The sequence below is a fragment of the Burkholderia stagnalis genome, assembly GCF_039848545.1.
Lineage (GTDB): Bacteria > Pseudomonadota > Gammaproteobacteria > Burkholderiales > Burkholderiaceae > Burkholderia > Burkholderia stagnalis.
Genome location: NZ_CP156685.1, coordinates 2,744,212 through 2,769,941 on the forward strand (window position 1 = coordinate 2,744,212; position 25,730 = coordinate 2,769,941).

Consider the following 25,730-nt stretch of genomic DNA (forward strand, 5'->3'; position numbering starts at 1 on the left):
GGCTTGAAAATTCAATAAGTAATCGTTGTCGTGGGGCGGCCGGCTGCGCTCAGCCCATGGTGGCGAGCGCGAGCTTCACCGAGAAGCCGATGAACAGCCCGCCCACGCTGCTCGCCGCACCCGCCGCGAGCCTGCGGCGGCGGCGGAAATGCTCGGCGAGCCGCGCACCCGCGAAGATCAGCGTGCTCAGGTACAGGAAGCTCGCGCACTGCGCGATCGCCCCGAGCACGAAGAACGGCAGCGCGGGATGCGGGAACGCCGGGTCGACGAACTGGATGAAGAACGAGATGAAGAACAGGATCGCTTTCGGATTCAGGAGGCTCACGAGCAGCGCCTTGCGGAACGGGCGCTCGCCGTCGACCGCGGGCGGCGCTTCGACAGCCGCGCCGGCCGGCGCGCGCAGCTTGCGCCACGCGCCGCGCAGCATGCCGGCGCCGATGTAGAGCAGATACGCGGCGCCGCCGTACTTGACGACCGAGAACAGCAGCGGGTTCGCCTTCAGCAGCGACGCGACGCCGGCCGCGGACAGCACCATCAGCACGGTGTCGCCGACGAACACGCCGCAGGCCGCGCGATAGCCGGCCTTCACGCCGCGCTGCGCCGCGAGCGACAGCACGTACATCGAGTTCGGCCCCGGCAGCAGGATGATGAAGATCACTCCGAACACGTAGGTCCAGAGATCCGTGATGCCGAGTGCGTGACCGAACATGATGCGAGCCTCCTGCGCCTGGGTGAGCTTACGCGCTGCGCTGCTTCGCCGCGTCCATCAGCGCGGTGAAGCGATCGAACAGATAGCCGATGTCGTGCGGGCCCGGCGATGCTTCCGGGTGACCCTGGAAGCAGAAGGCCGGCTTGTCGGTCAGCTCGAAGCCCTGCAGCGTGCCGTCGAACAGCGACACGTGCGTCACGCGCGCGTTGGCCGGCAGCGAATCGGCGTCGACCGCGAAGCCGTGGTTCTGCGACGTGATCACCACGCGGCCGTCGCCGAGATCCTTGACCGGGTGGTTCGCGCCGTGGTGGCCCGTCTTCATCTTGAGCGTCTTCGCGCCGACCGCGAGGCCCATGATCTGGTGGCCGAGGCAGATGCCGAAGGTCGGCACGCCGCGCTCGATGAATTCCTTCGCGGCCGCGATCGCGTAGTCGCACGGCTCCGGATCGCCGGGGCCGTTCGACAGGAAGACGCCGTCCGGATTCAGCGCGAGCGCTTCGGCCGCACTCGCCTGCGCCGGCAGCACCGTCACCTGGCAGCCGCGCTCGGCGAGCATGCGCAGGATGTTGTACTTGACGCCGAAATCGTAGGCGACGACGCGGTACTTCGGCGCTTCCTGCATCCCGTAGCCGCTGCCGAGGCGCCATTCCGTCTGCTTCCACTCGAACGGCTTGGTGGTCGACACGACCTTCGCGAGATCCATGCCGGCGAGGCCCGGGAACGAGCGCGCGAGCTCGATCGCCTTCGCCTCGTCGTCCGAGCCGGCGAGAATGCAGCCGTTCTGCGCGCCCTTGTCGCGCAGGATGCGGGTGAGCTTGCGGGTATCGATGCCGGCGATTGCAACGACGCCTTCGTCGCGCAGGTAATCGCCGAGCGTGCGATCCATGCGGAAGTTCGACGCGAGCGTCGGCAGATCGCGGATGATCAGGCCGGCGGCATGGACTTTCGTGGCTTCGACGTCTTCGGCGTTCACGCCGACGTTGCCGATATGCGGATAGGTGAGCGTGACGATCTGTCGCGCGTAGCTCGGATCAGTCAGGATTTCCTGATAGCCGGTGATCGCGGTATTGAACACGACTTCGCCGATCGTATGGCCTTCGGCCCCGATCGAATAACCACGAAAGACCGTGCCGTCGGCGAGTGCGAGCAAAGCGGGAGAAAAAGACGGCAACACGGGAGGCTCCTTGGGGAACACCCTGCTGCCGACCTGTTTACCCTGCCGCGCGAGCGCCGCGCTGCGTAGGCGCGCGCGGTCGCTCGCGGGACGCGGCCTGCGCTGTCGAGACGCGAACCCGGCGCGTGGCGCACGAGGCTTCGCGGCGTCGCCCGGCTGGCGGCGTGCGGCGGATGAACGGGATGAATGAGGTAGGCGCTAGGGTGCGAGGTTGATCAGCACAAACTTTCAAATTATAGCCTGAAAATGGCCTCATTTTCAATTGATAAGACGGCTCATTCAATCGACGAGGCACGGCGAATCAGCCCCTTCCAGCCAACAGGAGCCGGCCCGGCGGCATGCGCCGCCGATGTTGCAGCCCCGTTTCCGCGGCCGCCCCACGCTCCAGCGTACCCCGCTATCGGCTCGCTTGACCAGTAGCGGGCACCCGCGACGGCCACGCGTACCACACCGCGCTTGCGAGCTGCAGCGCCAGCAGCATGCCCCAGGCAGCCAGGTGCGCGTCGGCCGGATAGCGGCCGTCAACCGCCGGCCAATGCGACAGCACCGCGCCGACGCCGATCTGGAACGCGAAGATCAGCACGAAGATCACGAGCGTGAGCGTCGTGTTCGCGCGGCCGATCAGGTGCGCCGGAAAATGCCCGGCCATTACCGCGTAGGTCAGGATGCCGACCCCGCCGAACATCCCGTATGCCGCCCACAGCACGCCCGCCGGCAGCGGCACGCGCGCGACGATCGCGGCCTGGGTCGCGACGAACAGCGCCATCCCGACGCCACAGAACGCGTACACCGACACGCCGCGCCGCTCCAGCGCCCGCGCGGCGGCGCCGAACCCGACGCAGCCGCCCATCATCGCGAAGCCGAGCACCGACACTAGGCGCGCGGCGTGCGACGCGTCGAACCCGCCGACGTCGCGCAGGTACGGCCCGACCCACAGCGACTGCATCGCATAGAACACGCCCTGCGTGACGACCGAGAACGATGCGATCTTCCAGAACGCGCCGCTGGCGAGGATATGCCATGTGCCCTTGAACTGGCTGACGAGGCCGCCCTGGTGCCGCGCCTGCGGCGCGTCGGGCGCGCCGAAGCCGATCGCGGCCGCGACGACGACCGTCATCACCGCCAGCCCGCCGCATATCGCGCGCCAGCTCGTCCAGTCGAGCAGCCACGCGAGCGGCGAACCGACCGCGACGCCGCCGAGCCCGCCGACTGCCATCACGAGGCCATTGACGAGCGGCAGCCGGCCGACCGGAAAGTGCTGCGCGAGCGCCTTGAACGCGGCGCCGAGACACACCGACACGCCGACGCCGATCAGCAGCCGGCCGGCCATCATCGTGCCGAGCCCGTGCGCGGTGCCGAACAGCGCGGCGCCCGCCGCGGCGAACAGCAGCGTCCCGGCCGTCACGCGGCGCGGGCCGTAATGGTCGAGCAGCACGCCGGCCGGGATCTGCGCGCCCGCGAAGCCGAGGAAATAGAGACTGGTGAGCAGGCCGAGATCGGCGGCCGACAGCCCGAGTTCGTGCGTGACGAACGGCGCGAAGCCGAGATTGACGCCGCGAAACACATACGACACGAAATACCCGAGCGCGAACAGACCGAGCACCCTCACCTGCGCCAGCGACATGACCTCTCCTTGCGGCATCGCGCGGCCCACGCGCCGCGCACAAACGAAAACGCCGTCACCTCGGTGACGGCGTTTCGTCGGATGATAAAGCATCCGGGCGTCGCGGGTAGCCGCTCGACGGCGGCCCGGCCTGCTTACTTCTTCTTGCCCTTGTGCGTCGTGGCAGCCTTTGCCGGCGCGGCCTTCGCCTTCGCCGCCGGCTTCGCGGCGCCCCGCTTCGCGCCGCGCGCGGACTTGCCGCCGGTGGACAGGCTCGCGCGCTCGATGTGCGCGCCGCCGGCCGACGTCGCGATCCGCTCCGGCCCCGGCTCCGCCGGCACCGAGCGCCCGACCGGCACGTGCAGCACCAGCGCCTGGCCCGGCATCACGAGATCGCGATGGGTGCGGTTCCACGCCTTCAGCTGGCCGACCGACACGCCGTAGCGGCCCGCGAGCGCCGCCATCGACTGCTTGCGGCGCACGCGGATCAGCATCTTGCGCGTGTCGGGCACGTCCGGCTCCATCGCCAGCGCGCCGTTTTCCGCGACGTCCGCGCTGATGTCCTCGTCATCGTCGTCGGCGCGCGGCACGACGATCGTCGAGCCCGGCTTCAGGCGCATGCCGGCCGGGATCTTGTTCACCGACATCAGCGTGTCCGCGTCGACGCCGATCTTCTCGGCGATCGCCGCCGGGCGCGCGCGCTCGCTGACCGTGTAGGTGGTCCACGACGACAGCGCGCCGCTGTACGACTTCAGGCCCTTCTCGAACGCCGCCGCGTTGTCGAACGGCAGCAGGATCTGCGGCTCGGTCGCGCCGAGGATCACCGGCTTCGCGAACGACGGGTTGAGCGACTTGAATTCGTCGAGCGGCAGGTTCGCGAGCTTCGCGGCGACCGACACGTCGATGTCGCGCGACGTCGTGACCGTCACGAAATACGGGTGGTTCGGGATGTCCGGCAGCGACAGGCCGTACTGCTTCGGATTCGCGATGATGTTCTTCACCGCCTGCAGCTTCGGCACGTAGTTGCGGGTCTCGTTCGGCATCCGCAGGCTCAGGTAGTCGGTCGGCAGGCCGGCCGCCTGGTTGCGGGCGATCGCGCGCTGCACGTTGCCCTCGCCCCAGTTGTACGCGGCCAGCGCGAGATACCAGTCGCCGAACATGTCATGCAGGCGCGACAGGTAGTCGAGCGCCGCGCTCGTCGATGCGAGCACGTCGCGCCGCTCGTCCTGCCACATGTTGCGCTTCAGGTTGTACGTGCGGCCGGTGCCCGGCATGAACTGCCACATGCCGGCCGCCTTCGCGACCGACAGTGCCTGCGGGTTGAACGCGGACTCGATGAACGGCAGCAGCGCAAGCTCGGTCGGCATGTGGCGCGACTCGAGCTCCTCGACGATGTGATACAGGTACTTCTGCGAACGCTCGGTCATGCGCTGCACGTAATCCGGGCGCTGCGTATACCAGGTGGTCTGCATGTCGACGAGGTCGGTCTGCAGGTCGGGCATCTGGAAACCGCGGCGGATGCGCGCCCACAGATCGGAGTCGGCGCTGGTCAGATCGCCGACCGATTGCTTGTCGACGTCGACGGTTTCTTTGGCGGTGGCTGATTTGCGGAGGTAGGTGGATGCCGCCTGGGAATCGGCGGCGGAATTGGCGACAGGCCCCTGGCTCGCACACGCGGCGAGCAGCAGGACCAGCATCGCGCTCAATAGAAGTCGCATGAAAATCTCGGCGTCCGACAGCTGGAAATTGCAGGCGATACTACGGAAGTGCACGCTTCACGTCAATAAAAACACCGAAAACTCAGCGAAATCTGATATTTGGGGCAATTTTTACAGATTCCGGATGAGCTTTGGAGTCCTCCGGAAAACTTTTATCGGAAGCGGTTCTTCCACTCCCGTAGCAATTTGAATGCCGTGAGCCGATCCGGCACCGTTTCATGCAGCTCGGCTTCGAGCGTCGCGTGAATCGCCGCGCTGTCGGCGCGCATGAACGGATTCACCGCCCGCTCGTGCGCGATCGTCGTCGGCAGCGTCGGCACCCCGCGAGCGCGGCGCGCGGTGGCCTCGTCGCGCCACGCGGCGAGCGCCGCGTTGCCGGGTTCGCACGCCAGCGCGAAGCGGATGTTGGACAGCGTGTATTCGTGTGCGCAATGCACGTGCGTGTCGCCGGGCAGCGCCGCGAGCGCGTCGAGCGACGCGAGCATCTGCGCGGGCGTGCCTTCGAACAGGCGGCCGCAGCCGCATGAGAACAGCGTGTCGCCGCAGAACACGTGCGGTGCGGCGGCACCGTTTCCAGCCGATTGAAAAAAGGCAATGTGGCCGCGCGTATGGCCGGGCACGTCGAGCACGTCGAACGTGAGCGCGGGCGCCGCAAGCGTCACGCGGTCGCCGCCCGCGAGCGGGTGCGTGACCACGTCGATCGCCTCGCCGGCCGGGCCGTAGACGGCAAGCGGCGCCTCGTCCGGTTGGCTGGCGATGAGATCCGCGACACCGCCGACATGGTCGGCATGGTGATGGGTGAGTAAAATAGCGGTCAACCGCCAGCCTCTTTCGGAGAGCGCGCGGCGCACCGGGGCGGCTTCGCCCGGATCGACGGCGATGGCTTCGCTGCCGTCCGACACGAGCCAGATGTAGTTGTCCTCGAATGCCGGTACCGGCACGTATTTCAGCTCGTTCATGGGCGCGCAATCATCGCTATGTCTGACCGACAAATTATAGACTGGCCCGCCTGGACCGACTCGCCGCCCGGCCGCTACGTGCTGGGCTGGGAACAGGCGCAGCTCGACCGCGTCGTGTCCGACGTGTTCGGCTTCCATGCGCTGCAGCTCGGCCTGCCGCAACTCGACGCGCTGCGCGAGAACCGCATGCCGTACCGCGGCCTCGTGCTCGACCCGGCGAGCGGCGCGAGCGCGCCCTATCAATATCCGTGGGCACGCGAAGCGCACGCGCCCGAGCATGCGCCGGCCGGCCGCAGCACCACCTGGTGCGACCTGCTCGACCTGCCGTTCGAATCGCAGAGCGTCGACCTGATCGTGATGCCGCACACGCTCGAATTCACGTCCGACCCGCACCGCCTGCTGCGCGAGGCCGAGCGCGTGCTGATGCCGGAGGGCCAGCTCGTGATCACCGGCTTCAACTCGCTCAGCCTGTGGGGCATGCGGCAGTCGTTCGGCAAGATGGCGAACCGGCCGTTCGTGCCGGCCGCACGCGACCAGATCGCGTTCATCCGGCTGAAGGACTGGATCAAGCTGCTCGGCTTCGACCTCGAACGCGGCCGCTTCGGCTGCTACCGGCCGCCGCTCGCCTCCGATCAATGGCTCGCCCGCTACGGCTTCATGGAAGCCGCGGGCGACCGCTGGTGGCCGATCTTCGGCGCCGTCTACATGGTGACGGCCGTCAAGCGCGTGCGCGGCATGCGCCTCGTCGGCCCGATCCGGATGAAGAAGCCCGTGCTCGCGCCGGGCCTCACGCCGGCGGCCTCCCCGACCACCCATCACGAACATTCATGACGACCGATACCATCGACATCTATACCGACGGCGCCTGCAAGGGCAACCCGGGCCCCGGCGGCTGGGGCGCGCTGCTGCGCTACGGCGACCGCGAGAAGGAAATGTTCGGCGGCGAGCCGAACACGACCAACAACCGCATGGAGCTGATGGCCGTGATCGCCGCGCTCGAGGCGCTGAAGCGCGAGTGCAACGTGATCGTGCACACCGATTCGCAATACGTGCAGAAAGGCATCAGCGAGTGGATCCACGGCTGGAAGAAGAAAGGCTGGGTCACCGCATCCAAGACGCCCGTGAAGAACGCCGACCTCTGGAAGCGGCTCGACGCGCTCGTCGCGCAGCACCAGGTCGAATGGCGCTGGGTCAAGGGCCACGCCGGCCACCCGGAGAACGAGCGCGCGGATGCGCTCGCGAACCGCGGCGTCGAATCCCTCGCGGCCTGAGCGCCGCCCCGTTTCCCCTGTTTTTTCCCGACATGCGCCAGATCATTCTCGATACCGAAACCACCGGCCTGAACGCCCGCACGGGCGACCGCCTCATCGAAATCGGCTGCGTCGAGCTGCTGAACCGGCGGCTCACCGGCAACAACCTGCACTTCTACGTGAACCCCGAGCGCGACAGCGATCCGGGCGCGCTGGCGGTGCACGGCCTCACGACCGAATTCCTCAGCGACAAGCCGAAGTTCGCGGAGGTCGCCGACCAGATCCGCGACTTCGTGAAGGACGCCGAGCTGATCATCCACAACGCGCCGTTCGACCTCGGCTTCCTCGACGCCGAATTCGCGCGTCTCGGCCTGCCGCCGTTCACCGAGCATTGCGGGGGCGTGATCGACACGCTCGTGCAGGCCAAGCAGATGTTCCCCGGCAAGCGCAACTCGCTCGACGCACTGTGCGACCGCTTCGGCATCAGCAACGCGCACCGCACGCTGCACGGCGCACTGCTCGACTCGGAGCTGCTCGCCGAGGTGTATCTCGCGATGACGCGCGGCCAGGACAGCCTCGTGATCGACATGCTCGACGACGATGCGGCCCACGGCGGCGCGGCGAACGGCCAGCGGGTCGCGCTCGCGTCGCTCGACCTGCAGGTGCTGGCCGCGAGCGACGACGAGCTCGCCGAGCACCAGGCGCAGCTCGATGCGCTCGACAAGTCGGTCAAGGGCACCTGCGTGTGGCGCCAGACGGCAGCAGCCGGCGAAGCGTCGTAATCCACCCTCCGCCGCGCCGCGGCCGCGCGCTCACCCGCGCGGCTGCAGCGCGATGACCGCCATCCCGGCCAGCGCGAGCGCCGCGCCGGCCGTGTCCCAGCGGGTCAGCGCGACCCCATCGACCGCACGCAGCCACGCCAGCGCGACCGCGATATACATGCCGCCGTACGCCGCATAGGTGCGCCCCGCCGCACTCGGATGCAGCGTCAGCAGCCACGCGAACAGCGCGAGCGACAGCGCGGCGGGCGCCAGCAGCCAGACCGGCCGGCCCGCCTTCAGCACGAGCCACGGCAGGTAGCAGCCGACGATTTCGGCCAGCGCGGTGGCGGCAAAAAGCGCCGCGACTTTCATCAGTTCAGGCATCTCCAATCCTCGTCGTTTCGGCCCGCCTGGCGGGGCCCGCGCGGCCCCGCCGCGCGCCGCCGATCATACCCGAGGGCACCCCGCCGGACGGGTGTTTCGCGGCAATTTGCACGATCATCGCGCATCGTGCTATCATGTCGCCTGTTTCAACATTCAATCTCTGTCATTTCGATTTTGAGAGAAGTCCGTCCGCCGCTTGCGGCGCGTGGCTTCGACCAGAATCGCATCCACAGGAAAGCGTGCCCGAGCGGCCCGTTTTTCTCGTTTCGTCGCCCTTCCGGGGCGTCTGCCGCACACGCATCACGCGGCCCTTTCTTCATGAGCGCCTGTCGCGACGGCCCATCGGGCCCGCGTCGAAGCAGTCCCTTTTTCGCAGTAAGCGCTTAATGGCCTGCCCCGACGCGCCGCGTGCGATATCGCGCTCGCCGGCAAACCGTGTCGGACGGCCCGCCCGTTCCGGCGCAGTCAAAGGAGTGCATGACCTTGACCGCAACACACGTCAGCCCGACCGCTGTCTCTTCTTCCGCTTCGTCGTCCGGCGAGGCCCCGCTCGCCGCGGACGACATTACCGTCGTCGACCAGGGCCTGCTCAAGCGCGCCGTCAGCGCGATGGCCATCGGCAATGCGATGGAATGGTTCGACTTCGGCGTCTACAGCTACATCGCCGTCACGCTCGGCAAGGTGTTCTTCCCGTCCAGCAGCCCGTCCGCGCAGCTGCTCGCCACCTTCGGCACGTTCGCGGCCGCGTTCCTCGTACGCCCGCTCGGCGGCATGGTGTTCGGCCCGCTCGGCGACCGCATCGGCCGCCAGCGCGTGCTCGCGATGACGATGATCATGATGGCCGTCGGCACCTTCGCGATCGGCCTGATCCCGAGCTACGCATCGATCGGCATCATGGCGCCCGTGCTGCTGCTCGTCGCGCGCCTCGTGCAGGGCTTCTCGACCGGCGGCGAATACGGCGGCGCGGCCACCTTCATCGCCGAATTCTCGACCGACAAGCGCCGCGGCTTCATGGGCAGCTTCCTCGAGTTCGGCACGCTGATCGGCTATGTGATGGGCGCCGGCGTGGTCGCGCTGCTGACCGCATCGCTGTCGCAGGAGGCGCTGCTCTCGTGGGGCTGGCGCGTGCCGTTCCTGATCGCGGGCCCGCTCGGCCTGATCGGCCTCTACATCCGGATGAAGCTGGAGGAAACGCCCGCGTTCAAGCGTCAGGCCGAAGCACGCGAAGCGCAGGACAAGGCCGTGCCGAAGGCGCGCTTCCGCGACACGCTGATGCGCAACTGGCGCGCGCTGCTGCTGTGCGTCGGCCTCGTGCTGATCTTCAACGTCACCGACTACATGGTGCTGTCGTACCTGCCGAGCTTCATGTCGTCGACGCTGCACTTCGACGAATCGCACAGCCTCGTGCTGGTGCTGCTCGTGATGGTGCTGATGATGCCGCTGACGCTCGCCGCCGGCCGCCTGTCCGACAAGGTCGGCCGCAAGCCGGTGATGCTCGCCGGCTGCGTCGGCCTGCTGGTGCTGTCGATCCCGTCGATGATGCTGATCCACGCGGGCACCACCGCGTCCGTGTTCGGCGGCCTGCTCGTGCTCGGCGTGCTGCTGTCGTGCTTCACCGGCGTGATGCCGTCCGCGCTGCCGGCGCTGTTCCCGACCGAGATCCGCTACGGCGCGCTCGCGATCGGCTTCAACGTGTCGGTGTCGCTGTTCGGCGGCACGACGCCGCTCGTCACCGCGTGGCTCGTCGACACGACCGGCAACCTGATGATGCCCGCGTACTACATGATGGGCGCGGCCGTGATCGGCATCGTGTCGGTCGTCGCGCTCGCCGAGACGGCCCGCCAGCCGCTGAAGGGCTCGCCGCCGGCCGTCGCGACGCGCCGCGAGGCGCACCAGCTCGCGCGCAAGCTGCGCGAGGAGGACGAAACCGGCGCCGACCTGTACGCGGTCGCCGCCACCGCGCGCGCGTAAGCGCCCCGCAAACGAAAGGCCCCGGCATTGCCGGGGCCCGATCGCACGGCCGGTTGCCCGGCCCGCACGCCCGACCGGCTCGCGCCGGCCGGGCGTTTTTTCATCCTTGCCGCTGCGTCGTGCTCATGCGTGCTCGCCGCAATGACGGCAGAAGATCAGCGCGCGCGAGCGCGACACCGCCGCCTGCGCGCCGCGCGCGGCGACGATCAGGCCGACCTGGCCGAGATTGAAATCGCGCTCGACCATCAGCTGCGTCAGCGCCGCCAGCGGCAGCACGACCGACGGGTGGTACAGGCTCGATTCGATCAGGGCTTTCATCATCGGCTCCATCAGGCAAGGCGGTATGCGATGGAGTGAATTCTAGGGATGGCCGACGCGCGGATAAATCGCGTGGAAGCGAAGTCACTTGTCGGCTACGGAAAACAATCGGCGCGGCACTCGCCGGCAAGCACCCGTTGCGCGCCGGATCCGCTTACACGAGCGGCGTCTCGACGAACGCCGGCAGCGCCTCCGCGCGCGCCGAATGCGCGGCGAGCGCCGGATAGCGGGCCGGATCGATGCGGGTGAGCGCCGGGACGTCGGCCGCGACGAACTGCGTGAAACGCCATGCCACCGCGACCGTCACGTCGGCCTGCATCACGCGCGCGCCGCCGAGCCAGCCGTCCGCGCCCGCGACGCACGTCTCCAGTTCGCCGTACGCGGCCTCGAGCTGGCCCAGCAAGCGCTCGAGCCACGGCTGGTGCTGCTTGTCGGCCGGGCGCTGGCTGAACTCGTAGATCACCTGCACCGACTTCTCCGCTGCCGCCAGCGCAAGGCCGATCGGCACCAGCGCGCGCAGCCGCGCGTCGGGCGCCTCGGGCAGCAGGCGGCGCTCGGGTTCGACCAGGTGGTCGAGATAGTCGACGATCAGGGATGAATCGAGCAGCGTCGCGCCGCTGTCGGTGACGAGCGTCGGCGCCTTGACGACCGGGCTGATCGCCTTGAACGCGTCGAAATGCCGGAACACCGACACCGACTGGTGTTCGAACGGCAGGTCGAGCAGCTTCGCCGAGATCGCGGCGCGGCGCACGAACGGGGAATCCAGCATGCCGATCAGTTTCATCGCAAGTCACTCCGCTCGAGGGGACGGGATCGACGACTGTAGCAGCGCCCGCGGCACGCGCCTAGCGGCGCACGGCCGTCGCCGGCAACCGGGTACAAACGCGGCCCCCGCCGCGCGGCAACAGTGACCATAATGCAGGTTCGCCCATCGCCACCGGAAGGTCCGCCATGTGGTATGCCCTCGTCGAACAGCAGCGCCAATGGCTGCGCGCGTGGCACGCGGCGACCCGGTCCGCGTTCGACGCATGGCCGGCCGCGACGCTGCCGCATGCCGCGTCGGCGTGGTACGCCGACCTGTTCGAACCCCTGCTCGGGCCCGCTGCCGCCCCGCCGCCGTTCGCGATCGGGCCGATCGGGCCGATCGGGCCGGTCACCGGCGACGCCGGCCGGCACGACGTCGCCGAGCAGGTCGTCGCGCAGACGCCGTTCTGCGCGCTGCGCCGGTTTTCCCATGACAGCCGCGCAACCCGCGCGGTGCTGCTGTGCGCGCCGCTCGCCGGCCACGCGGCCGTGATGATGCGGGAAACCGTCGAGACGCTGCTCGCGGACGGCGACGTCTACATCACCGACTGGACCAACGCGCGCGACGTGCCGCCCGCCGCGGGGCGCTTCGGTCTCGACGAATATGTGACGATGCTCGACGGCTTCGTGGATGCGCTCGCGCGCGACGGCCGGCCGCTGCATGTGGTCGCCGTCTGCCAGGCGACGTTTCCGGCGCTCGGCGCGCTCGCGCTGCGCGCACGGCGTGCGATCGCACCGCCGGCCAGCGTCACGCTGATCGGCGGCCCGCTCGACGCGCGGGTCAATCCGAGCACGCTCGGCATCGCGGCCGCGTCGCACTCGCTCGACTGGTGCCGCCGGCACCTGATCGACGTCGTGCCGGCCGGCTTCGCCGGGCACGGCCGCGCGGTGTTCCCGACCTATCTGCAGCAGGCCGAGATCTCGATCGTCTACCCGCACCGCTTCCTGTCGCTGCTCGACCGCTACACGCAGGCGGCCTGCCGGCTGGACACGCGCGGGATGGCCGACGCGCGGCGCGCGCTGCACGAATACACCGCCCTCGTCGACATGCCGGCCGAGTACTTTCTCGACACCGTCGACATCGTGTTCCAGCGCGCGTGCCTCGCGAACGGCAACTGGCGCGTGCACGGCGTGCCGGTCGACCCGGCCGGGCTGCGCGGCACCACGCTGCTGACCATCGAAGGCGCGCGCGACACCGTCACCGGCGCCGGGCAGACCCACGCCGCGCATGCGCTGTGCGGCGGCCTCGCGCGCGCCGACCGGCACCGGCTCGACGTCGGCGATTGCGATCACTACGGGCTGTTCATCGGCGCGCACTGGCGCGACGACGTGCATCCGGCGCTGCAGGCCGTGTTCGCGCAGGCCGAGGCCCGGCACGCGACGCGACACTGACCCCGCGTCACGCCGGCGCGCCGCGCGCCGCGTCGAGCAGCGCGCGCACCTCGTCGTCGCTCGTCTGCTCGAAATGCGCGTAGAACTGGCTGATCCCGAAGAACGACAGCGGATGCGACACCGCGACGAATGCGTCGGCCAGGTCGTCGAACTTGCGCTGCACGCCGGCCGGCGCGACCGGCGCCGCCGCCACCACGCGGGCCGGGCGGCGCTCGCGCAGCGCGAGCAGCGCGACGCGCATCGATGCGCCGGTCGCGATGCCGTCATCGACGACGATCGCGATGCGCCCTTCGACCGGCGCCGCCGGCCACGCGCCGCGATACAGCGCCTCGCGGCGCTGCAACTCGACGGTTTCGCGCGCGATCACGTCGGCGAGCTGCGCGTCCGACACGCCCATCGACTGGATCACCGAGCGCTGCAGGTAGATCGCGCCGCCGGTCGCGATCGCGCCCATCGCGAGTTCGGGGTCGTACGGCACGCCGAGCTTGCGCACCACCAGCACGTCGAGCGGCGCGCCGAGCGCGCGGGCGACCGGATAGCCCACCGGCACGCCGCCGCGCGGCAGCGCCAGCACCACGACGTCGGTGCGCCCCGCGTACGCCTGCAGCGCATCGGCGAGCTGGCGGCCCGCGTCCGCGCGATCGACGAAACGATCCATCACGATCCGCCCCTTCCGTTCGCCGGCGCCCGGTCGCGCAGGCGCCGCGATCACGCCGGCGTTACGTCAATGAGCATGGTGCATGCGTTGCGCCAATTCAAGCGCGGTAAACGGGGCGCGCGCACGGCCGGCGCGCGTGATTCGGGGAGGCGTCAGAGCCCGCTTGCCTGCCGATACAGCCGCCAGAACGACTGCGCATAGGATTGCGCGAGTTCCGGCGCGCGCTGGAACACGTTCACCGTCTCGGCGTGCGCCGGTGCGCCGTCGGCGAGCGTCGTCAGCGCGACGTCGTCATCGACGATCACGAAGCGCGGCGCGCCGGCGCCCTGCCGCGTGTCGATCGCGACGTCGACGCCCGCTTCCTTCAGGTAGCCCGCGCCGCTGTACTTGCCGGCGCGCGCCGGGCGCGCCAGCACGACCCGCACCTCGACGCCGCGCGAGCGCGCGTCGCGCAGCGCGGCGGCCACCGCCGGCGGCACGTGCGTGTACCCGGCCAGCAGCACGCGGCGGCCCGCCTGCCGGATCAGGTCGACGGTCGTGTCGGCCGCTGCGTTGTCATACGAAAAGTACGTGCCGACCGACGCGGCGTCGGACGGAATCGGGGTGGCGTGGGCGCTTGCCGCGCAGCACAGCGCGGCGAACAGGAAGGCGGCAGGTCTCATGGCGGGCGCCATTGTAGCGACGCCAATTCGCGTGGCAAGCGTACGTTTCAAGGCTGCTGCGCCGGCGCAACACGGCACGCCGGCGGCCTGCCGAAACGGGCCCGGTCAGCTCGCCGCGACGCGCGCGAGCCAGCCCGTCACGCCATCGATCGAGCGGAAGTCGGCAAGGCTGCGCGCGGGCAGCGCCGGGTACGCGCCGGCCGCCATCTCGGCGAGCGCGCGGCCGGGGCCGAGTTCGAGAAAGGCCGTCGCGCCGGCCTCCACACAGCCGGCGAGGCACGCCGCCCATTCGACCGGCTCGGCGATCTGGCGCGCGAGCCTGTCGAGCCCGTCGGCCGCGTCGAGCACCGACCCGCCGTCGATCCCCGCGAACAGCCGCACGCCCGGCAGCGGCCGCCGCACGCGCACCGCGGCCAGCGACGCGCGAAACGCCGGCACCGCCGCCGCGAGCCGCGGCGTATGCGATGCGATCCGCACGCAGACCGGCGCGACGCGCAGCGCGCCGTCGCGCGCTGCCTCCTCGGCGGCGGCCTCGACGTCGTCGCGCCGGCCGGCGATCACGTACGCGTCGCCGGGGTTCGCGATCGCGATCGCCGCGCCATGCGCCGCGCACAGCCGCGCAAGATGATCGCGCGACAGGCCGCGCACGAACGCCATCCGCTCGTCGCCGCCGCTCGCCGCGTCCATCGCGCGGGCGCGCGCGTCGGCCAGGTCGAGCGCATCGCCCGGATCGATCAGGCCCGCGACGCTCCACGACGCGATCTCGCCGACGCTGTAGCCCGCGACGCAGCGCCGGCGCGGCCAGGCCGCGTCGAGCAGCGCGGTGGCGGCGAGCGCCTGCAGCGTGCACAGGATCTGCGCCGCGCGGTTCTCGCGCAGCGCGTCCGGCGCGGCCCGGCGCACCCAGCTGCGCGGATCCTCGCCGAGCAGCCGCCCCGCGTGCGCGAACAGCGCATCGGCCTGCGGCGCGGCGCCGGTCAGGTCGAACATGTCGGCGCGCTGGCCGCCCTGCCCGGAACACAGGATCGCGAGCGTCATCGCCCGGCCCCGGCGGGTTCCAGCGCGTCGACGAACACGCTCATCGCGAGCAGGTCGGCCGCGCCGCCCGGGCTCAGCCGCCGCGCGACGAACGCGCGATGCACGGCCGCCGCGCGGTTGCGCCAGCCGGGCACGCGCACGCCGCCGCGCGCGACGAACGCGCGGGCGCTCGCCCGCGCGAAGTCGAGGCCGGCCTGCCCGCCCCGGTGCAGCAGGTTCGTATCGTCGAGCGCGGCGATCAGCGCGAAGCACGCCTCGACGCGCGCGGCCTCCGGATCGCCCGGCACGTCGCGCGCCGCGCGGCGCAGCGCCGGCAGCCCGACGCCGTACACCGTGACGAAACCGCCGGCCGCCTCGCCGCGCGCGCCGCCGACGCCGTAGCGGCGGCTCGCACGCTCGCCGTGGCTGTCGGGCAGCCGTGGCCCGCCGAGGATGTCGGCGCCCCAGCGGCGCGCGACGACCGCGCCGAGCGACAGGCCCGGCGCCGCGCCCGGCATGCCGCGCCGGCCCGCGGCCGCGCACAGCAGCCCGAGCCCGAAGATCGCGCCGCGATGGGTGTTCACGCCGCCCGTCGCGGCGAGCATCGCGTGCTCGGCGCGCAGGCCGATCTTGCGCAGCGCGGCCATCTCCGCGTCGCGCGCGCCCGCATCGGCCAGCTCCGCGAAATACGGCGCCAGCGCCGCCGCGCTGCGTGTGAACGTCGACGCATCCATGTCCGCGTGGCTGCCCGTATCGACCTGGCTGACGAGCCCGGGCTTCGGATAGGTGCCGATCTCGAGCAGCAGGCTGCGCTCGGCGAGCGCCGCGATGTGCTCGGCGCGCGATGGCGCGGCCGGCGGCGCGTGCAGGATCGCCAGCGCGCTCATTGCGCGACTCCGGCGATGAATTCGGCCGCCGCGCCGAGCGCGACGCCGCCTGCCGTCTTGATCGCGACCTCGGTCAGCCCGGCGTGCAGCTCGCGCCAGTTGACGCCCGCGCCGTCGTCGCGCAACAGCTCGCCGTCGATGCGCATCGGCGCGGCCGCGTCGAGCGCCGCCAGGCCGTCGAGCAGCGTCGCGGCCTGCGCGGCATCCGGCAGCGGAAATAGCACGTCGAGGTCGGACGTGCCGGTCAGATAGCGTTCGCCCGTCAGCGCCTGCCATGCGAGGCTGCCGAACACGCGGCCCTGCACGCCGCAGCGCGCGCCGAGCGCATCCAGCGCGCGCAGCGTCGGGCGCCACGCAGCAGGCGCGGCGTCGAGCACATCGGCGAACGCGGGCGGCAAGGCCACCGCCGCGAGCGCATCGGCGTCGACGCAAATCGCCACGCGCCGCTTGCCCGCCGACGGCGGCAGCGGCATGCCGAGCGGCACGCCGGCTTCGTCCGGCAGCGCGCGGCGCACCACGAGCGGCCAGCCGCGCGCCGCCCACGCGCGCACCCGCGCATCGCCGGCGAGCGCGGCGTCGCGCGCGAGCAGCGCCGCCCACCCCGCCGCCGTCAGCGTGACGAGCGCGTGGCGCCGCAGCGGCGCGTCAGTGCGCGGCACGCGCGAGTTCATACACGCGCTGCGCGACGTCGGCCGCGACCGGACGGCCGCGCGCCGCGCGCCGGTCGACGCGGTCGGCCGGCTTGTCGAGCCATTCGGCCACCTGCGCGTCGAGCCCGCGGGCCGGATCGAGCACCGCGTCGACGGCGCCCATCTTCACGAGGTTGTCGAGCCCCGGCGCGAACACCGGCGTCGAGCGCGCCTTCTCCTTCAGCACGTCGAGCGGCAGCTTCGTCACGCGCGCCATCGACGGCAGGTCCATCACTTCCGGCTCGGCGCCCGGCACCGCCAGCAGCGCACGCGTCGCGAGCGCGGTCGCGATGAATGCGCCGGCCGCCGTGTGCCCGTACAGCAGGCCGATCGTCCGGTGGCCGGCGAGGTCGGCCTGCATCAGGCACTTCGCGAGATGCGACAGGCCCTCGTTCAGGCCGAGCAGTTCGTCGCGCTTGCTCATCCGCTGGCTGTCGCTGTCGACCAGCACGAGGATCGGCGTCGCGCCGCCGCGTTCGAGCGTGGCGAGCACGTGCGACGCGAGCCGCAGCGCCTCGTCGATGCCGAAGGGCAGCCGGTCGGCGACGCCGATCACGTCGATGCGCGTGCCGGCCAGTTCGGCCTGGCCGGACAGCAGGCCACCGTCGCGGACGATCGCGTGACCTTGGGGAAACAGCGAGGCTAAAACGTCATCGAGCGTCATGCGGCGGCTCCTGGAGTTGGTCGGCCAGCGCGGCGAATGCGTCGTCGGGCATGCCGGGAATCGCGGCGGGCTCGGCCGCGCCGAGCGCGCGCCACACGTCGAGCGCGTCCGCGCACGCGCCGAACCGGTCGATGCGCGCTTCGAGCCGCGCCTGCTCAGCGCGCAGCATCGCCGCGTCGAACGCCGGCGCGCGGGCGATCAGATCGAGCGCCGCCGCACGGAATGCGTCCGGCGTATCCGCGACGTAGCGGTCCGCGCCGCCGATCAACCGCCGGTGCTTGCCGCCCATCGTGCGCCAGATCAGCGCGCGGTCCTTCGCGTCGAATTCCTCGACGCCGCGATTGGTCTCGATCACCTCGGGCCCCGACACGCTGATGCGGCCCTGCTCCGACACCGCGAGCGCCGAGCAGCACGCGGCGAGCAGCCCGCCGCCGCCGTAGCAGCCCGCGCGCCCGCCGATCAGGCCGATCACCGGCACGCCGGCCGCGCGCGCGTCGACGAGCGCGCGCATGATCTCGGCAACCGCCAGCTCGCCCGCGTTCGCTTCCTGCAGCCGCACGCCGCCCGTGTCGAACAGGATCAGCACCGGCACTGTGCCGAGCTCGCGCGCGGCGCGCAGCAGGCCCGTGAGCTTCGCGCCGTGCACCTCGCCGAACGCGCCGCCCATGAAGCGGCCCTCCTGCGCGGCGACCAGCACCGGCTTGCCGCCGAGCCGGCCGCGCCCGACGACCATCCCGTCGTCGAACTGCTGCGGCAGGTCGAACAGCGGCAGGTGCGGGCTCGTCACGCGCTCGGCCGGGCCGAGGAATTCGGCGAAGCTGCCCGCGTCGAGCAGGCCGTCGATGCGCTGCCGCGCGGACGCCTCGTACCAGCTCGACGCGTTCGCGACGAACGCGGGGGCGTCGTGGGTCGCTTCCGTCGCCGCCTCGCGCCGGGCCGCTCCCTCGGCGGGCAGCGAACGAATGTGAGCGCGGGGGTCGTTCATCATGCCTCCCCCTCGATCGCGCGCACCGCCTGCGCGAGCCGCAGCGACACCATGTCGGGCCGCGCGCCGCCGTCGTTGATCGACAGCTTCAGGCCGCCCGGCGCGCGCCGCTCGACGAAATCGGCCACCACCGCCTGCCAGACCTCGCCGAAGCCGACCGCCGCGGTGCGGATGTCGATCTCGCACGCATTGCCCGGCAGCACCCGTTCGACCAGCACCTCGAGATTGCCGGACGCGACCACGCCGACGAGCGCCGTGGCCAGCTCGCCCTTCGCGCGCGCACGCGCGGTGAAGCGATAGTTCAACTGTTCCATTGCCGTGTTCCTTACCAGTTGCGGAACCGCGCCGGCGGCGCGTACAGCCCGCCCGACCAGTGCACGAGATCCTTGATCGAGCGCGCGGCGAGCCAGCGGCGGTCGGCGTCGAGCGGATCGATGCCGAGATCCTCCGGGCGCCGGATCACGCTGCGCGCGCGCAGCCGCTCGACCATCTTCCGGTCGCGGCCGCGGCCGACTTCCGTATAGCCCGCGACGCCGCGGATCGCGTGCTCGCGCTCGTCCTTGTCGCGGCACAGCAGCAGGTTCGCGATGCCTTCCTCGGTGACGATGTGCGTGACGTCGTCGCCGTACACCATGATCGGCGCGAGATCGAGCTGCAGCTTGTCGGCGAGCTTCAGCGCGTCGAGCTTCTCGACGAACATCGGCACGTTCTTGTCGCCGAACGTCTCGCCGATCTGCACGACCAGCTTGCGGCCGCGCCGCAGCGCCGCCGGCGTGTCGGGGTCGGCCTCCTTGCCGGCCTTCAGCCACGGCTCGCTCGGATGGCGCCGGCCGCGCGCGTCGCTGCCCATGTTCGGCGCGCCGCCGAAGCCGGCGATCCGCTCGGCCGTCACCGTCGACGAATGGCCGGACAGGTCGATCTGCAGCGTCGAGCCGATGAACATGTCGCACGCGTAGAGGCCGGCCGTCTGGCAGAACGCGCGGTTCGAGCGCAGCGAGCCGTCGGGGCCCGTGAACCACACGTCGGAGCGCGCGCGGATGTAGTCGTCCATCCCGACCTCCGAGCCGAAGCAGTGGATCTGCTCGACCCAGCCCGATTCGATCGCGGGAATCAGCGTCGGGTGCGGATTGAGCGCCCAGTGCGTGCAGACCTGGCCCTTCAGGCCGAGCTTCTCGCCGTAGGTCGGCAGCAGCAGCTCGATCGCCGCGGTGTTGAAGCCGATCCCGTGATTGAGGCGCTTGATCCCGTACGGCTGGTAGAGGCCCTTGATCGCGAGCATCGCCGTCAGGATCTGCGTTTCGGTGATCGCGGCCGGGTCGCGCGTGAACAGCGGCTCGACGTAGAACGGCCGCCCCGCCTCGACGACGAAATGCACGCGGTCGCCCGGGATGTCGACGCGCGGCACCTTGTCGACGATGCGGTCGACCTGCGCGATCACGATGCCGTCCTTGAACGCGGTGGCCTCGACGACGGTCGGCGTGTCCTCGGTGTTCGGGCCCGTGTACAGGTTGCCGTCGGCGTCGGCGCTGACGGCGGCGATCAGCGCGACCTGCGGCGTGAGGTCGATGAAGTAGCGCGCGAACAGCTCGAGATAGGTATGCACCGCGCCGAGCGCGATCTTGCCGCCGAACAGCAGCTTCGCGATGCGCTGCGACTGCGGGCCCGAATACGCGAAGTCGAGGCGCTTCGCGATGCCGCGCTCGAACACGTCGAGGTGCTCGGGCAGCACGACGCCCGATTGCACCATGTGCAGGTCGTGCACCTTCGTGTGGTCGACGTCGGCGAGCGCCACCGCGAGCAGGTCCGCCTGCTTCTGGTTGTCGCCCTCGAGGCAGACCCGGTCGCCGGGCCGCAGCACGGCTTCCAGCAATGCCACGGCGTCGCGCGCGTCGACCCGCTTGCCTTGCGCGAACGGCGCGCCGGCTGCGAGGCGTGCATCGCGCGCGCGTCGCGCGTGATTCCATCCCGTCATAGCGTTATCTCCTGCCAAGCATGCTCGTGATTCGGTTCAGCGGCATTCTAAGCCGGCCGCCGCCGGCGATTGATGACGATGTCCAATGCGACTCAGCGGCCCGCGCGATGGATGCGGCATAAGGCCTGTTCCCGCCAATTGCAGGGGCTGGCCGTTATCAGCGGGAACAGGCCCTATGCGCCGACCAGCGCGCGCGTCGCGAAGAACAGCAGCGACGGCCCGAGCAGGCAGCCGACGCCCGTGTGGAACGTGGCGACCAGCGCGCCGTACGGCACGAGCCGGCGATCGGTCGCGGCAAGGCCCGCGCTCACGCCGCTGACGGTGCCCGCGAGGCCGCCGAAGATCATCGCGGAGCGCGGCGTCTTCAGCCCCATGAAATTGGCCGCGAGCGGCGTGCCGACCATTACGATGATCGCCTTCACGAGCCCCGTCGCGATGCTGAGCGCGATCACGTCCGAGCTCGCGCCGATCGCGGCGCCCGTGACGGGCCCGACGATGTACGTGACCGCGCCCGCGCCGATCGTCGTCATGCTGACCGCGTCGGTATAGCCGAACGCGCGCGCGACGCTCGCGCCGACGATGAACGGCAGCACGGTGCCGAGCAGCAGCGACAGCACGCCGACCAGCCCGGCCTTGCGCGCCTCGGTCGGCTGCACTTCGAACGCGGTCGCGACGATCGCGAAATCGCGCAGCATCGCGCCGCCCATCAGGCCGACGCCGGCGAACAGCGGCACGTCGGCGATCCCCTTCTGGCCACCGGTGAACGCGCCGCCGACGTAGGCGAGCGCGAGGCCGATCAGGATCGCGATCGCCGAGCCGTGCACGCGGCCGAACGTCAGCTTGCGCGACGCGATCGACGACAGCCACATGATCAGGCCGACCAGCGCGAACGACGCGACGAGCCCGTTATGGGCGACGGTTTTTTCGAGCATCTGCAGCATGGCCGCCTCCCGTCACTGTTGTTCGAACTGGGGAACGACGGCGAACGCCGTGTCGTCGCGGCCGGTGCGCGCGAGCACCGCGATGCAGCCGGCGCACAGCACGGCCGCGCCGACGGCGGCGAGCAGCGCGACCGGCCCGCCCTTCAGCGCGGCGACGACGTTCTGGTTCGCGGCCATCGCGACCACGACCGGGATGTACATCGCGCCCCAGAAGCCGACGCCCGCCTCGGTCTCCTTCGGCAGCCAGCCGCGGCGGTGCAGGTAAAGGCGCAGGCAGATCAGCAGCAGCATCGCGATGCCGACGCCGCCGACATTGGTCTTCACGCCGATCGCGGCGCCCAGCAGGTCGCCGAGAAACAGCCCGGCCAGATGGCAGAACGCGAGCAGCGCGGTTCCGTAGATGATCATGAGTCGTCTCCAGTGTCTCCCGCGGCGGTGTGCCGCGGCCCCGGCGGCTCGTCGTGCGGGCGCGTTCTCGGGCGGTCGATGGGATGATGCGGTTTCGGGCGCGCGCCCGGATGCCGTAGACTGCCCGAAGCAGCCGCCGGCGCGATGCGGCGCGCTTCGAGTCGCGCGCCGCACCGGGGCGTGATCCGATACTAGCGCCGCAATATCCGGCCATTTATGAAGTTGTCGAAACCGATTCAGTGGGTTTAGCAATGCGTCCGTTACCGCCCGAGCTGCTGCGCAGCTTCGTCGCCGTCGCCCAGTCTGGCAGCTTCACCGCCGCGTCGGAGCGCGTGAACCTGTCGCAGTCCACCGTCAGCCAGCACATCCGCCGCCTCGAGGAGCTGCTCGACCGGCCGCTGTTCGAGCGAGACACCCGCAACGTGCGCCTGTCGCCGCACGGCGACGCGCTGTTCCGCTACGCGGTGCGCATCCTCGAGCTGATGGACGAGGCCGTCACGTCGGTATGCGGGCCGCCGCTGTCGGGCAAGGTGCGGCTCGCGATGTCGGAGGATTTCGCGTCGGCGCACCTGACCGCCGCGCTCGCGAGCTTCGTGCAGCGCAACCCCGACGTCGAGCTCGCGATCGCGACCGGGCTGTCCGGCGACCTGTTCGACGCGCTCGACGAAGGCCGGCACGACCTCGTGTTCGCGAAGCGGATCGCCGGCAGCCGGCGCGGCCGCGTGATCCGCAGCGAGCCGCTGTACTGGTGCACCGGCCCCGATTCCCGCATCACCGGCCATGAGTCCGTGCTGCCGCTCGCGCTGCATCCGGAGCCGAGCGTGTCGCGCCGCCGCGTGCTCGAAGCGCTCGAGGCCGCCGGGCGGCCGTACCGGATCGCGGTGGTGAGCAGCAGCGTCGCCGTGCTGCGCGCGGCCGCGAGCGCAGGGCTCGGCATCAGCGCGTTCGCGGGCTATGTGATTCCGGCCGGGCTCGCGCGGCTCGACGCGGGGCTGCCGGAGCTCGGCGAGCTCGAATACGTGATCGACCGCCCCGCCGCCGCGTCGCGTTCGACGCTCGCGCTCGAGGCGACGCTGATCACCGCGGCGGCCGAGCTGTAGCCCGCATTCGGGCCGCCCGCTCCGGCCCCGTCGGCTGCGTCTGACAATCCTGCCCGGATCGCGTCAGCGTCCGCGCAGCACCCGATCGCGACAATGGGACCCATCGGCTGGCACGGCACGACGCCGCGCCGCCGTTCCCCTGTTCACGCTTTCGGAGCCCACCATGAACGTCATGCGATTCGCCGTCGCGGCCGCCGCGGCCGTGCTGCTGTCCCCCGCCTTCGCGCAGACCGATGCGACGCCGCCCGCGCCGGGCAAGACCCGCGCGGAAGTCCTCGCCGAACTGAAGCAGGCCTACCTGGAAGGCGACCTGCCGACCAGCGACGCCGACTACCCGCCGAGCGACGCCACCCGCGCGCGCAACCGCGAGCTGCTCGACGCGGTGCGGCCCGCGTGGGCGATGCAGGCGCAGCAGCCGGCGTCGCAGCAATAGGCGCCGCGCGCGCTGCCGCCGCTCAGGGCAGGAAGCTGCGCCGCCGCGCGTCGATCAACTCGACGAGCAGCCGGTCGCGCTCGGCGGCGAGTTCCTGCATCGAGCGCTCGCCCTGGATCGCGCGGAGTTCGTCGATCAGCTTGCGGTCGACGTCTGCGTCGAACGACGGCGTGCCGAGGTCGTCCCACCAGCTCGTCATCGGGCCGGACAGATGTTCGAGGAAGTGCGCGATCCCGCCCGCGCCGCCGCCGAGGTGATAGGTCAGGCACTGCCCCATCAGCGCCCAGCGCAGCCCGGGGCCCCACGCGACCGCCTTGTCCGCGTCGGCGACGCTGACGACGCCCTCGCCGACGAGGTGGTACACCTCGCGGAACAGCGCCGCCGCGAGCCGGTTCGCGACGTGGCCGGCCATCTCCTTGTTGAGGACGATCGTCTCCTTGCCGAGCGCGTCGTAGAAGGCCTTCACGCGGGCGATCACATCCTGGCCGGTGGCCGCGCCGCCGACCAGCTCGACGAGCGGGATCAGGTGCGGCGGGTTGAACGGGTGCGCGATCAGGCAGCGCTCCGGGTGATGCGCGCAGGCCGTCTGGATATCGGACATCTTGAGGCCCGACGAGCTCGACGCGATCGGCACGCGCGCGGGCAGCACGTCGTCCATCCGGCGATACAGCGCGCGCTTCAGGTCGAGCCGCTCGGGGCCGTTCTCCTGCACGAAATCGACGCCATCGAGCGCGCGGGCGAGATCGGCGTCGAACGCGAGCCGCTGCGTCAGCGCGTCGGCCTCGCCGCCGAGGAAGGCGCCGAGCGCGTCGCGCAGCCGCGTTTCGGCGTCCGGCGCCGGGTCGGTCGCGACCACGTCGAAGCCCTTCGACAGATAGAAAGCCGCCCAGCTCGCGCCAATCACGCCGGCGCCGACGATGGCGATGCGTCTGATGTCCGTGTCCATACCGGTTGGGTCTCCGTTGATATCGCGGCGATTGTCGCATCGAACCGGCGGCGCGCGCGGCGGCGCGCCAATGCGACGCGCCCCGCCAGGCGCGCGGCCTGACGGGGCGTTTTCATGATTTCACGGCTTCGGGGCCGGCGCGCTCAATCGAAATCGAAGATGTCGAACACCGATTTCTTGCGGCGATACGGCTCGTGGCGGCGATCGTCGTCGCGCGGCGCGCGCTCGCGGCCCCACGCGTCGTCGTGGCGGCGCTGTACCGGTGCATCACGGTACGCAGGCGCGTCGGGGCGGCGGGCGGATGCGTCGTCGGCGCCGCGCGCGATCAGCTTGTCCAGTTCGCCGCGATCGAGCCACACCCCGCGGCATTCGGGGCAGTAGTCGATCTCGATCGACTGGCGCTCGGCAAGCAACAGGTCGGGTGTCTTGCAGACTGGGCATTTCATCGTGAAGCTCCTTGGGGTCGAGGGGGAAATCGCGATGCGAGGCCGCACGCTCAGTGGCCGGGCGCCTGCGCCGCACGCTTCGCCTTCGCGCGCCGCGCCAGCATGTTCATGCCCTCGACGAACGCCGAGAACGCCATCGCCGCGTAGATATAGCCCTTCGGCACGTGCGAACCGAAGCCTTCCGCGATCAGCGTCATGCCGATCACGACGAGGAACGCGAGCGCGAGCATCACGATCGTCGGGTTGCGGTCGATGAAGCGCGCGAGCGGCTGCGCGGCGAACATCATCACGGTCACGGCGACGATCACGGCGACGAACATGATCGGGATGTGCTCGGTCATGCCGATCGCGGTGACGATGCTGTCGATCGAGAACACGATGTCGAGCATCAGGATCTGGCCGACCGCCGCCCACATCGTCAGGCCGCCCGCGCCGCCCGACGCGCCGGCGTCGCCGCCGTCGTGCGACACGTGGTGATGCATTTCGGTGGTCGCCTTCCAGACCAGGAACAGGCCGCCCGCGAGCAGGATCATGTCGCGCCACGAGAACGCGTGCTCGAACAGCGTGAACACCGGCTCGGTCAGGCGCGCGATCCACGCGACGGTGCCGAGCAGCGCGAGCCGCATCACGAGCGCGAGGCCGATGCCGAGCCGCTGCGTGCGGGCGCGCTGCGCTTCCGGCAGCTTGTTGCTGAGGATCGAGATGAAGATCAGGTTGTCGATGCCGAGCACGACTTCCATCACGACGAGCGTCAGGAGCGCCGCCCAGACGGCGGGATCGGCGGCAAGCGTCAGCAGGTAGTCCATGGGGTTCGGGAAACGAAAGTGGAAAGCCCGATTATCGCCGCCCGCTGGCTTCGAAAAAATCAGCGACAATCTT

29 protein-coding genes are annotated in these 25,730 nt (G+C 70.7%); 7 read left to right on the plus strand and 22 right to left on the minus strand.

Annotated elements, in window-relative coordinates:
- Positions 1-49: 49 nt before the first annotated feature.
- The 5 genes from leuE to gloB all read right to left on the minus strand — a co-directional run bounded on the left by leuE (position 50) and on the right by gloB (position 6,163).
- The gene (gene leuE, locus ABFO07_RS12635) at positions 50-709 is read right to left on the minus strand and encodes a leucine efflux protein LeuE (protein ID WP_059566921.1); all 660 of its coding nucleotides are present in this window, start codon (positions 707-709) and stop codon (positions 50-52) included.
- A gap of 28 nt (positions 710-737) precedes the next feature.
- Positions 738-1,883 (minus strand): glutamine-hydrolyzing carbamoyl-phosphate synthase small subunit, encoded by a 1,146-nt coding sequence (gene carA, locus ABFO07_RS12640; protein WP_059891506.1) that lies wholly within the window; start codon positions 1,881-1,883, stop codon positions 738-740.
- A gap of 397 nt (positions 1,884-2,280) precedes the next feature.
- Positions 2,281-3,507, minus strand: a complete 1,227-nt coding sequence (locus ABFO07_RS12645) for an MFS transporter (protein ID WP_347467408.1) — start codon at positions 3,505-3,507, stop codon at positions 2,281-2,283.
- A gap of 134 nt (positions 3,508-3,641) precedes the next feature.
- Positions 3,642-5,204 carry a transglycosylase SLT domain-containing protein gene (locus ABFO07_RS12650; RefSeq protein ID WP_059811059.1) on the minus strand — a complete coding sequence of 521 codons (1,563 nt, stop codon included), beginning with the start codon at positions 5,202-5,204 and terminating at the stop codon, positions 3,642-3,644.
- 152 nt (positions 5,205-5,356) lie between these two features.
- On the minus strand, positions 5,357-6,163 hold the full coding sequence (gene gloB / locus ABFO07_RS12655; RefSeq protein WP_059811001.1) for a hydroxyacylglutathione hydrolase: 807 nt from the start codon (positions 6,161-6,163) through the stop codon (positions 5,357-5,359).
- A gap of 18 nt (positions 6,164-6,181) precedes the next feature.
- Between gloB and ABFO07_RS12660 the strand changes: the two genes are divergently transcribed.
- From ABFO07_RS12660 to dnaQ, 3 genes are read left to right on the plus strand one after another with little or no spacing between them, the layout of a single operon-like run.
- The gene (locus ABFO07_RS12660) at positions 6,182-6,994 is read left to right on the plus strand and encodes a class I SAM-dependent methyltransferase (RefSeq protein WP_059566918.1); all 813 of its coding nucleotides are present in this window, start codon (positions 6,182-6,184) and stop codon (positions 6,992-6,994) included.
- Positions 6,991-7,434: a ribonuclease HI gene (gene rnhA / locus ABFO07_RS12665; RefSeq protein WP_059885489.1), complete on the plus strand. Its 444-nt coding sequence runs from the start codon at positions 6,991-6,993 to the stop codon at positions 7,432-7,434. Before ABFO07_RS12660 ends, rnhA begins: the two co-directional genes overlap by 4 nt.
- A gap of 32 nt (positions 7,435-7,466) precedes the next feature.
- Positions 7,467-8,195, plus strand: coding sequence for a DNA polymerase III subunit epsilon (gene dnaQ / locus ABFO07_RS12670; RefSeq protein WP_059566916.1), 729 nt, complete (start codon positions 7,467-7,469; stop codon positions 8,193-8,195).
- Between the two features lie 30 nt (positions 8,196-8,225).
- Here the strand turns inward: dnaQ and ABFO07_RS12675 are convergent, their stop codons facing one another.
- Positions 8,226-8,558, minus strand: coding sequence for a YnfA family protein (locus ABFO07_RS12675; RefSeq protein ID WP_059885485.1), 333 nt, complete (start codon positions 8,556-8,558; stop codon positions 8,226-8,228).
- 477 nt (positions 8,559-9,035) lie between these two features.
- On the opposite strand from ABFO07_RS12675, the gene proP reads away from it, so the two are divergent.
- On the plus strand, positions 9,036-10,529 hold the full coding sequence (gene proP, locus ABFO07_RS12680; protein ID WP_059810999.1) for a glycine betaine/L-proline transporter ProP: 1,494 nt from the start codon (positions 9,036-9,038) through the stop codon (positions 10,527-10,529).
- 123 nt (positions 10,530-10,652) lie between these two features.
- Here the strand turns inward: proP and ABFO07_RS12685 are convergent, their stop codons facing one another.
- Positions 10,653-10,850 (minus strand): hypothetical protein, encoded by a 198-nt coding sequence (locus ABFO07_RS12685; protein WP_034178042.1) that lies wholly within the window; start codon positions 10,848-10,850, stop codon positions 10,653-10,655.
- Between the two features lie 151 nt (positions 10,851-11,001).
- Complete coding sequence (locus ABFO07_RS12690; protein WP_059961214.1) at positions 11,002-11,631, minus strand: glutathione S-transferase family protein; 630 nt, start codon at positions 11,629-11,631, stop codon at positions 11,002-11,004.
- 167 nt (positions 11,632-11,798) lie between these two features.
- Here ABFO07_RS12690 and phaZ point away from each other — a divergent pair, with 167 nt between their 5' ends.
- Positions 11,799-13,043, plus strand: a complete 1,245-nt coding sequence (gene phaZ, locus ABFO07_RS12695) for a polyhydroxyalkanoate depolymerase (protein ID WP_347467413.1) — start codon at positions 11,799-11,801, stop codon at positions 13,041-13,043.
- A gap of 7 nt (positions 13,044-13,050) precedes the next feature.
- Here phaZ and ABFO07_RS12700 read toward each other — a convergent pair whose 3' ends face one another.
- The 11 genes from ABFO07_RS12700 to madL form a co-directional block, all read right to left on the minus strand.
- Positions 13,051-13,701, minus strand: coding sequence for a phosphoribosyltransferase (locus ABFO07_RS12700; RefSeq protein ID WP_175038331.1), 651 nt, complete (start codon positions 13,699-13,701; stop codon positions 13,051-13,053).
- A 152-nt stretch (positions 13,702-13,853) separates the two neighbouring features.
- Complete coding sequence (locus ABFO07_RS12705; protein WP_060291166.1) at positions 13,854-14,375, minus strand: phospholipase D-like domain-containing protein; 522 nt, start codon at positions 14,373-14,375, stop codon at positions 13,854-13,856.
- A 93-nt stretch (positions 14,376-14,468) separates the two neighbouring features.
- Complete coding sequence (gene mdcH, locus ABFO07_RS12710) at positions 14,469-15,401, minus strand: malonate decarboxylase subunit epsilon (RefSeq protein WP_124490061.1); 933 nt, start codon at positions 15,399-15,401, stop codon at positions 14,469-14,471.
- On the minus strand, positions 15,398-16,267 hold the full coding sequence (mdcB, locus tag ABFO07_RS12715) for a triphosphoribosyl-dephospho-CoA synthase MdcB (RefSeq protein WP_124490060.1): 870 nt from the start codon (positions 16,265-16,267) through the stop codon (positions 15,398-15,400). The genes mdcH and mdcB overlap by 4 nt, the downstream gene beginning before the upstream one ends.
- Positions 16,264-16,938 carry a malonate decarboxylase holo-[acyl-carrier-protein] synthase gene (gene mdcG / locus ABFO07_RS12720; RefSeq protein ID WP_185633531.1) on the minus strand — a complete coding sequence of 225 codons (675 nt, stop codon included), beginning with the start codon at positions 16,936-16,938 and terminating at the stop codon, positions 16,264-16,266. The genes mdcB and mdcG overlap by 4 nt, the downstream gene beginning before the upstream one ends.
- On the minus strand, positions 16,913-17,620 hold the full coding sequence (gene mdcE, locus ABFO07_RS12725) for a biotin-independent malonate decarboxylase subunit gamma (RefSeq protein ID WP_059810993.1): 708 nt from the start codon (positions 17,618-17,620) through the stop codon (positions 16,913-16,915). Before mdcE ends, mdcG begins: the two co-directional genes overlap by 26 nt.
- Positions 17,607-18,608, minus strand: coding sequence for a biotin-independent malonate decarboxylase subunit beta (locus tag ABFO07_RS12730; protein ID WP_230942652.1), 1,002 nt, complete (start codon positions 18,606-18,608; stop codon positions 17,607-17,609). The genes mdcE and ABFO07_RS12730 overlap by 14 nt, the downstream gene beginning before the upstream one ends.
- Positions 18,605-18,919 carry a malonate decarboxylase acyl carrier protein gene (gene mdcC / locus ABFO07_RS12735; protein ID WP_059566907.1) on the minus strand — a complete coding sequence of 105 codons (315 nt, stop codon included), beginning with the start codon at positions 18,917-18,919 and terminating at the stop codon, positions 18,605-18,607. Before mdcC ends, ABFO07_RS12730 begins: the two co-directional genes overlap by 4 nt.
- Positions 18,920-18,930: 11 nt before the next feature.
- A complete protein-coding gene (mdcA, locus tag ABFO07_RS12740) occupies positions 18,931-20,577 on the minus strand; it encodes a malonate decarboxylase subunit alpha (protein ID WP_060016869.1) in 1,647 nt (548 codons plus the stop codon).
- Between the two features lie 173 nt (positions 20,578-20,750).
- A complete protein-coding gene (gene madM, locus ABFO07_RS12745) occupies positions 20,751-21,518 on the minus strand; it encodes a malonate transporter subunit MadM (protein WP_059810991.1) in 768 nt (255 codons plus the stop codon).
- Between the two features lie 12 nt (positions 21,519-21,530).
- The gene (gene madL / locus ABFO07_RS12750) at positions 21,531-21,926 is read right to left on the minus strand and encodes a malonate transporter subunit MadL (RefSeq protein ID WP_017332744.1); all 396 of its coding nucleotides are present in this window, start codon (positions 21,924-21,926) and stop codon (positions 21,531-21,533) included.
- A gap of 251 nt (positions 21,927-22,177) precedes the next feature.
- Here madL and ABFO07_RS12755 point away from each other — a divergent pair, with 251 nt between their 5' ends.
- A complete protein-coding gene (locus ABFO07_RS12755) occupies positions 22,178-23,026 on the plus strand; it encodes a LysR substrate-binding domain-containing protein (RefSeq protein WP_059810990.1) in 849 nt (282 codons plus the stop codon).
- Positions 23,027-23,189: 163 nt separating this feature from the next.
- The gene (locus ABFO07_RS12760; protein ID WP_059885466.1) at positions 23,190-23,459 is read left to right on the plus strand and encodes a DUF4148 domain-containing protein; all 270 of its coding nucleotides are present in this window, start codon (positions 23,190-23,192) and stop codon (positions 23,457-23,459) included.
- A gap of 22 nt (positions 23,460-23,481) precedes the next feature.
- Here ABFO07_RS12760 and ABFO07_RS12765 read toward each other — a convergent pair whose 3' ends face one another.
- The 3 genes from ABFO07_RS12765 to ABFO07_RS12775 form a co-directional block, all read right to left on the minus strand.
- Positions 23,482-24,405: a 3-hydroxyacyl-CoA dehydrogenase NAD-binding domain-containing protein gene (locus tag ABFO07_RS12765; protein ID WP_059566902.1), complete on the minus strand. Its 924-nt coding sequence runs from the start codon at positions 24,403-24,405 to the stop codon at positions 23,482-23,484.
- A gap of 143 nt (positions 24,406-24,548) precedes the next feature.
- Entirely contained in the window at positions 24,549-24,851 is a 303-nt protein-coding gene (locus ABFO07_RS12770) for a zf-TFIIB domain-containing protein (protein ID WP_059566901.1), read from the minus strand.
- A gap of 50 nt (positions 24,852-24,901) precedes the next feature.
- The gene (locus ABFO07_RS12775; RefSeq protein ID WP_347467420.1) at positions 24,902-25,657 is read right to left on the minus strand and encodes a TerC family protein; all 756 of its coding nucleotides are present in this window, start codon (positions 25,655-25,657) and stop codon (positions 24,902-24,904) included.
- Positions 25,658-25,730: the final 73 nt, after the last annotated feature.

Coding starts and splice junctions, on each gene's coding strand:
- leuE (WP_059566921.1), bottom strand. CDS start 709: ATGTTCGGTCACGCACTCGGCATCACGGATCTCTGGACCTACGTGTTC.
- ABFO07_RS12645 (WP_347467408.1), bottom strand. CDS start 3,507: ATGTCGCTGGCGCAGGTGAGGGTGCTCGGTCTGTTCGCGCTCGGGTAT.
- ABFO07_RS12650 (WP_059811059.1), bottom strand. CDS start 5,204: ATGCGACTTCTATTGAGCGCGATGCTGGTCCTGCTGCTCGCCGCGTGT.
- gloB (WP_059811001.1), bottom strand. CDS start 6,163: ATGAACGAGCTGAAATACGTGCCGGTACCGGCATTCGAGGACAACTAC.
- ABFO07_RS12660 (WP_059566918.1), top strand. CDS start 6,182: ATGTCTGACCGACAAATTATAGACTGGCCCGCCTGGACCGACTCGCCG.
- rnhA (WP_059885489.1), top strand. CDS start 6,991: ATGACGACCGATACCATCGACATCTATACCGACGGCGCCTGCAAGGGC.
- dnaQ (WP_059566916.1), top strand. CDS start 7,467: ATGCGCCAGATCATTCTCGATACCGAAACCACCGGCCTGAACGCCCGC.
- ABFO07_RS12675 (WP_059885485.1), bottom strand. CDS start 8,558: ATGCCTGAACTGATGAAAGTCGCGGCGCTTTTTGCCGCCACCGCGCTG.
- proP (WP_059810999.1), top strand. CDS start 9,036: ATGACCTTGACCGCAACACACGTCAGCCCGACCGCTGTCTCTTCTTCC.
- ABFO07_RS12685 (WP_034178042.1), bottom strand. CDS start 10,850: ATGATGAAAGCCCTGATCGAATCGAGCCTGTACCACCCGTCGGTCGTG.
- ABFO07_RS12690 (WP_059961214.1), bottom strand. CDS start 11,631: ATGAAACTGATCGGCATGCTGGATTCCCCGTTCGTGCGCCGCGCCGCG.
- phaZ (WP_347467413.1), top strand. CDS start 11,799: ATGTGGTATGCCCTCGTCGAACAGCAGCGCCAATGGCTGCGCGCGTGG.
- ABFO07_RS12700 (WP_175038331.1), bottom strand. CDS start 13,701: ATGGATCGTTTCGTCGATCGCGCGGACGCGGGCCGCCAGCTCGCCGAT.
- ABFO07_RS12705 (WP_060291166.1), bottom strand. CDS start 14,375: ATGGCGCCCGCCATGAGACCTGCCGCCTTCCTGTTCGCCGCGCTGTGC.
- mdcH (WP_124490061.1), bottom strand. CDS start 15,401: ATGACGCTCGCGATCCTGTGTTCCGGGCAGGGCGGCCAGCGCGCCGAC.
- mdcB (WP_124490060.1), bottom strand. CDS start 16,267: ATGAGCGCGCTGGCGATCCTGCACGCGCCGCCGGCCGCGCCATCGCGC.
- mdcG (WP_185633531.1), bottom strand. CDS start 16,938: ATGAACTCGCGCGTGCCGCGCACTGACGCGCCGCTGCGGCGCCACGCG.
- mdcE (WP_059810993.1), bottom strand. CDS start 17,620: ATGACGCTCGATGACGTTTTAGCCTCGCTGTTTCCCCAAGGTCACGCG.
- ABFO07_RS12730 (WP_230942652.1), bottom strand. CDS start 18,608: ATGATGAACGACCCCCGCGCTCACATTCGTTCGCTGCCCGCCGAGGGA.
- mdcC (WP_059566907.1), bottom strand. CDS start 18,919: ATGGAACAGTTGAACTATCGCTTCACCGCGCGTGCGCGCGCGAAGGGC.
- mdcA (WP_060016869.1), bottom strand. CDS start 20,577: ATGACGGGATGGAATCACGCGCGACGCGCGCGCGATGCACGCCTCGCA.
- madM (WP_059810991.1), bottom strand. CDS start 21,518: ATGCTGCAGATGCTCGAAAAAACCGTCGCCCATAACGGGCTCGTCGCG.
- madL (WP_017332744.1), bottom strand. CDS start 21,926: ATGATCATCTACGGAACCGCGCTGCTCGCGTTCTGCCATCTGGCCGGG.
- ABFO07_RS12755 (WP_059810990.1), top strand. CDS start 22,178: ATGCGTCCGTTACCGCCCGAGCTGCTGCGCAGCTTCGTCGCCGTCGCC.
- ABFO07_RS12760 (WP_059885466.1), top strand. CDS start 23,190: ATGAACGTCATGCGATTCGCCGTCGCGGCCGCCGCGGCCGTGCTGCTG.
- ABFO07_RS12765 (WP_059566902.1), bottom strand. CDS start 24,405: ATGGACACGGACATCAGACGCATCGCCATCGTCGGCGCCGGCGTGATT.
- ABFO07_RS12770 (WP_059566901.1), bottom strand. CDS start 24,851: ATGAAATGCCCAGTCTGCAAGACACCCGACCTGTTGCTTGCCGAGCGC.
- ABFO07_RS12775 (WP_347467420.1), bottom strand. CDS start 25,657: ATGGACTACCTGCTGACGCTTGCCGCCGATCCCGCCGTCTGGGCGGCG.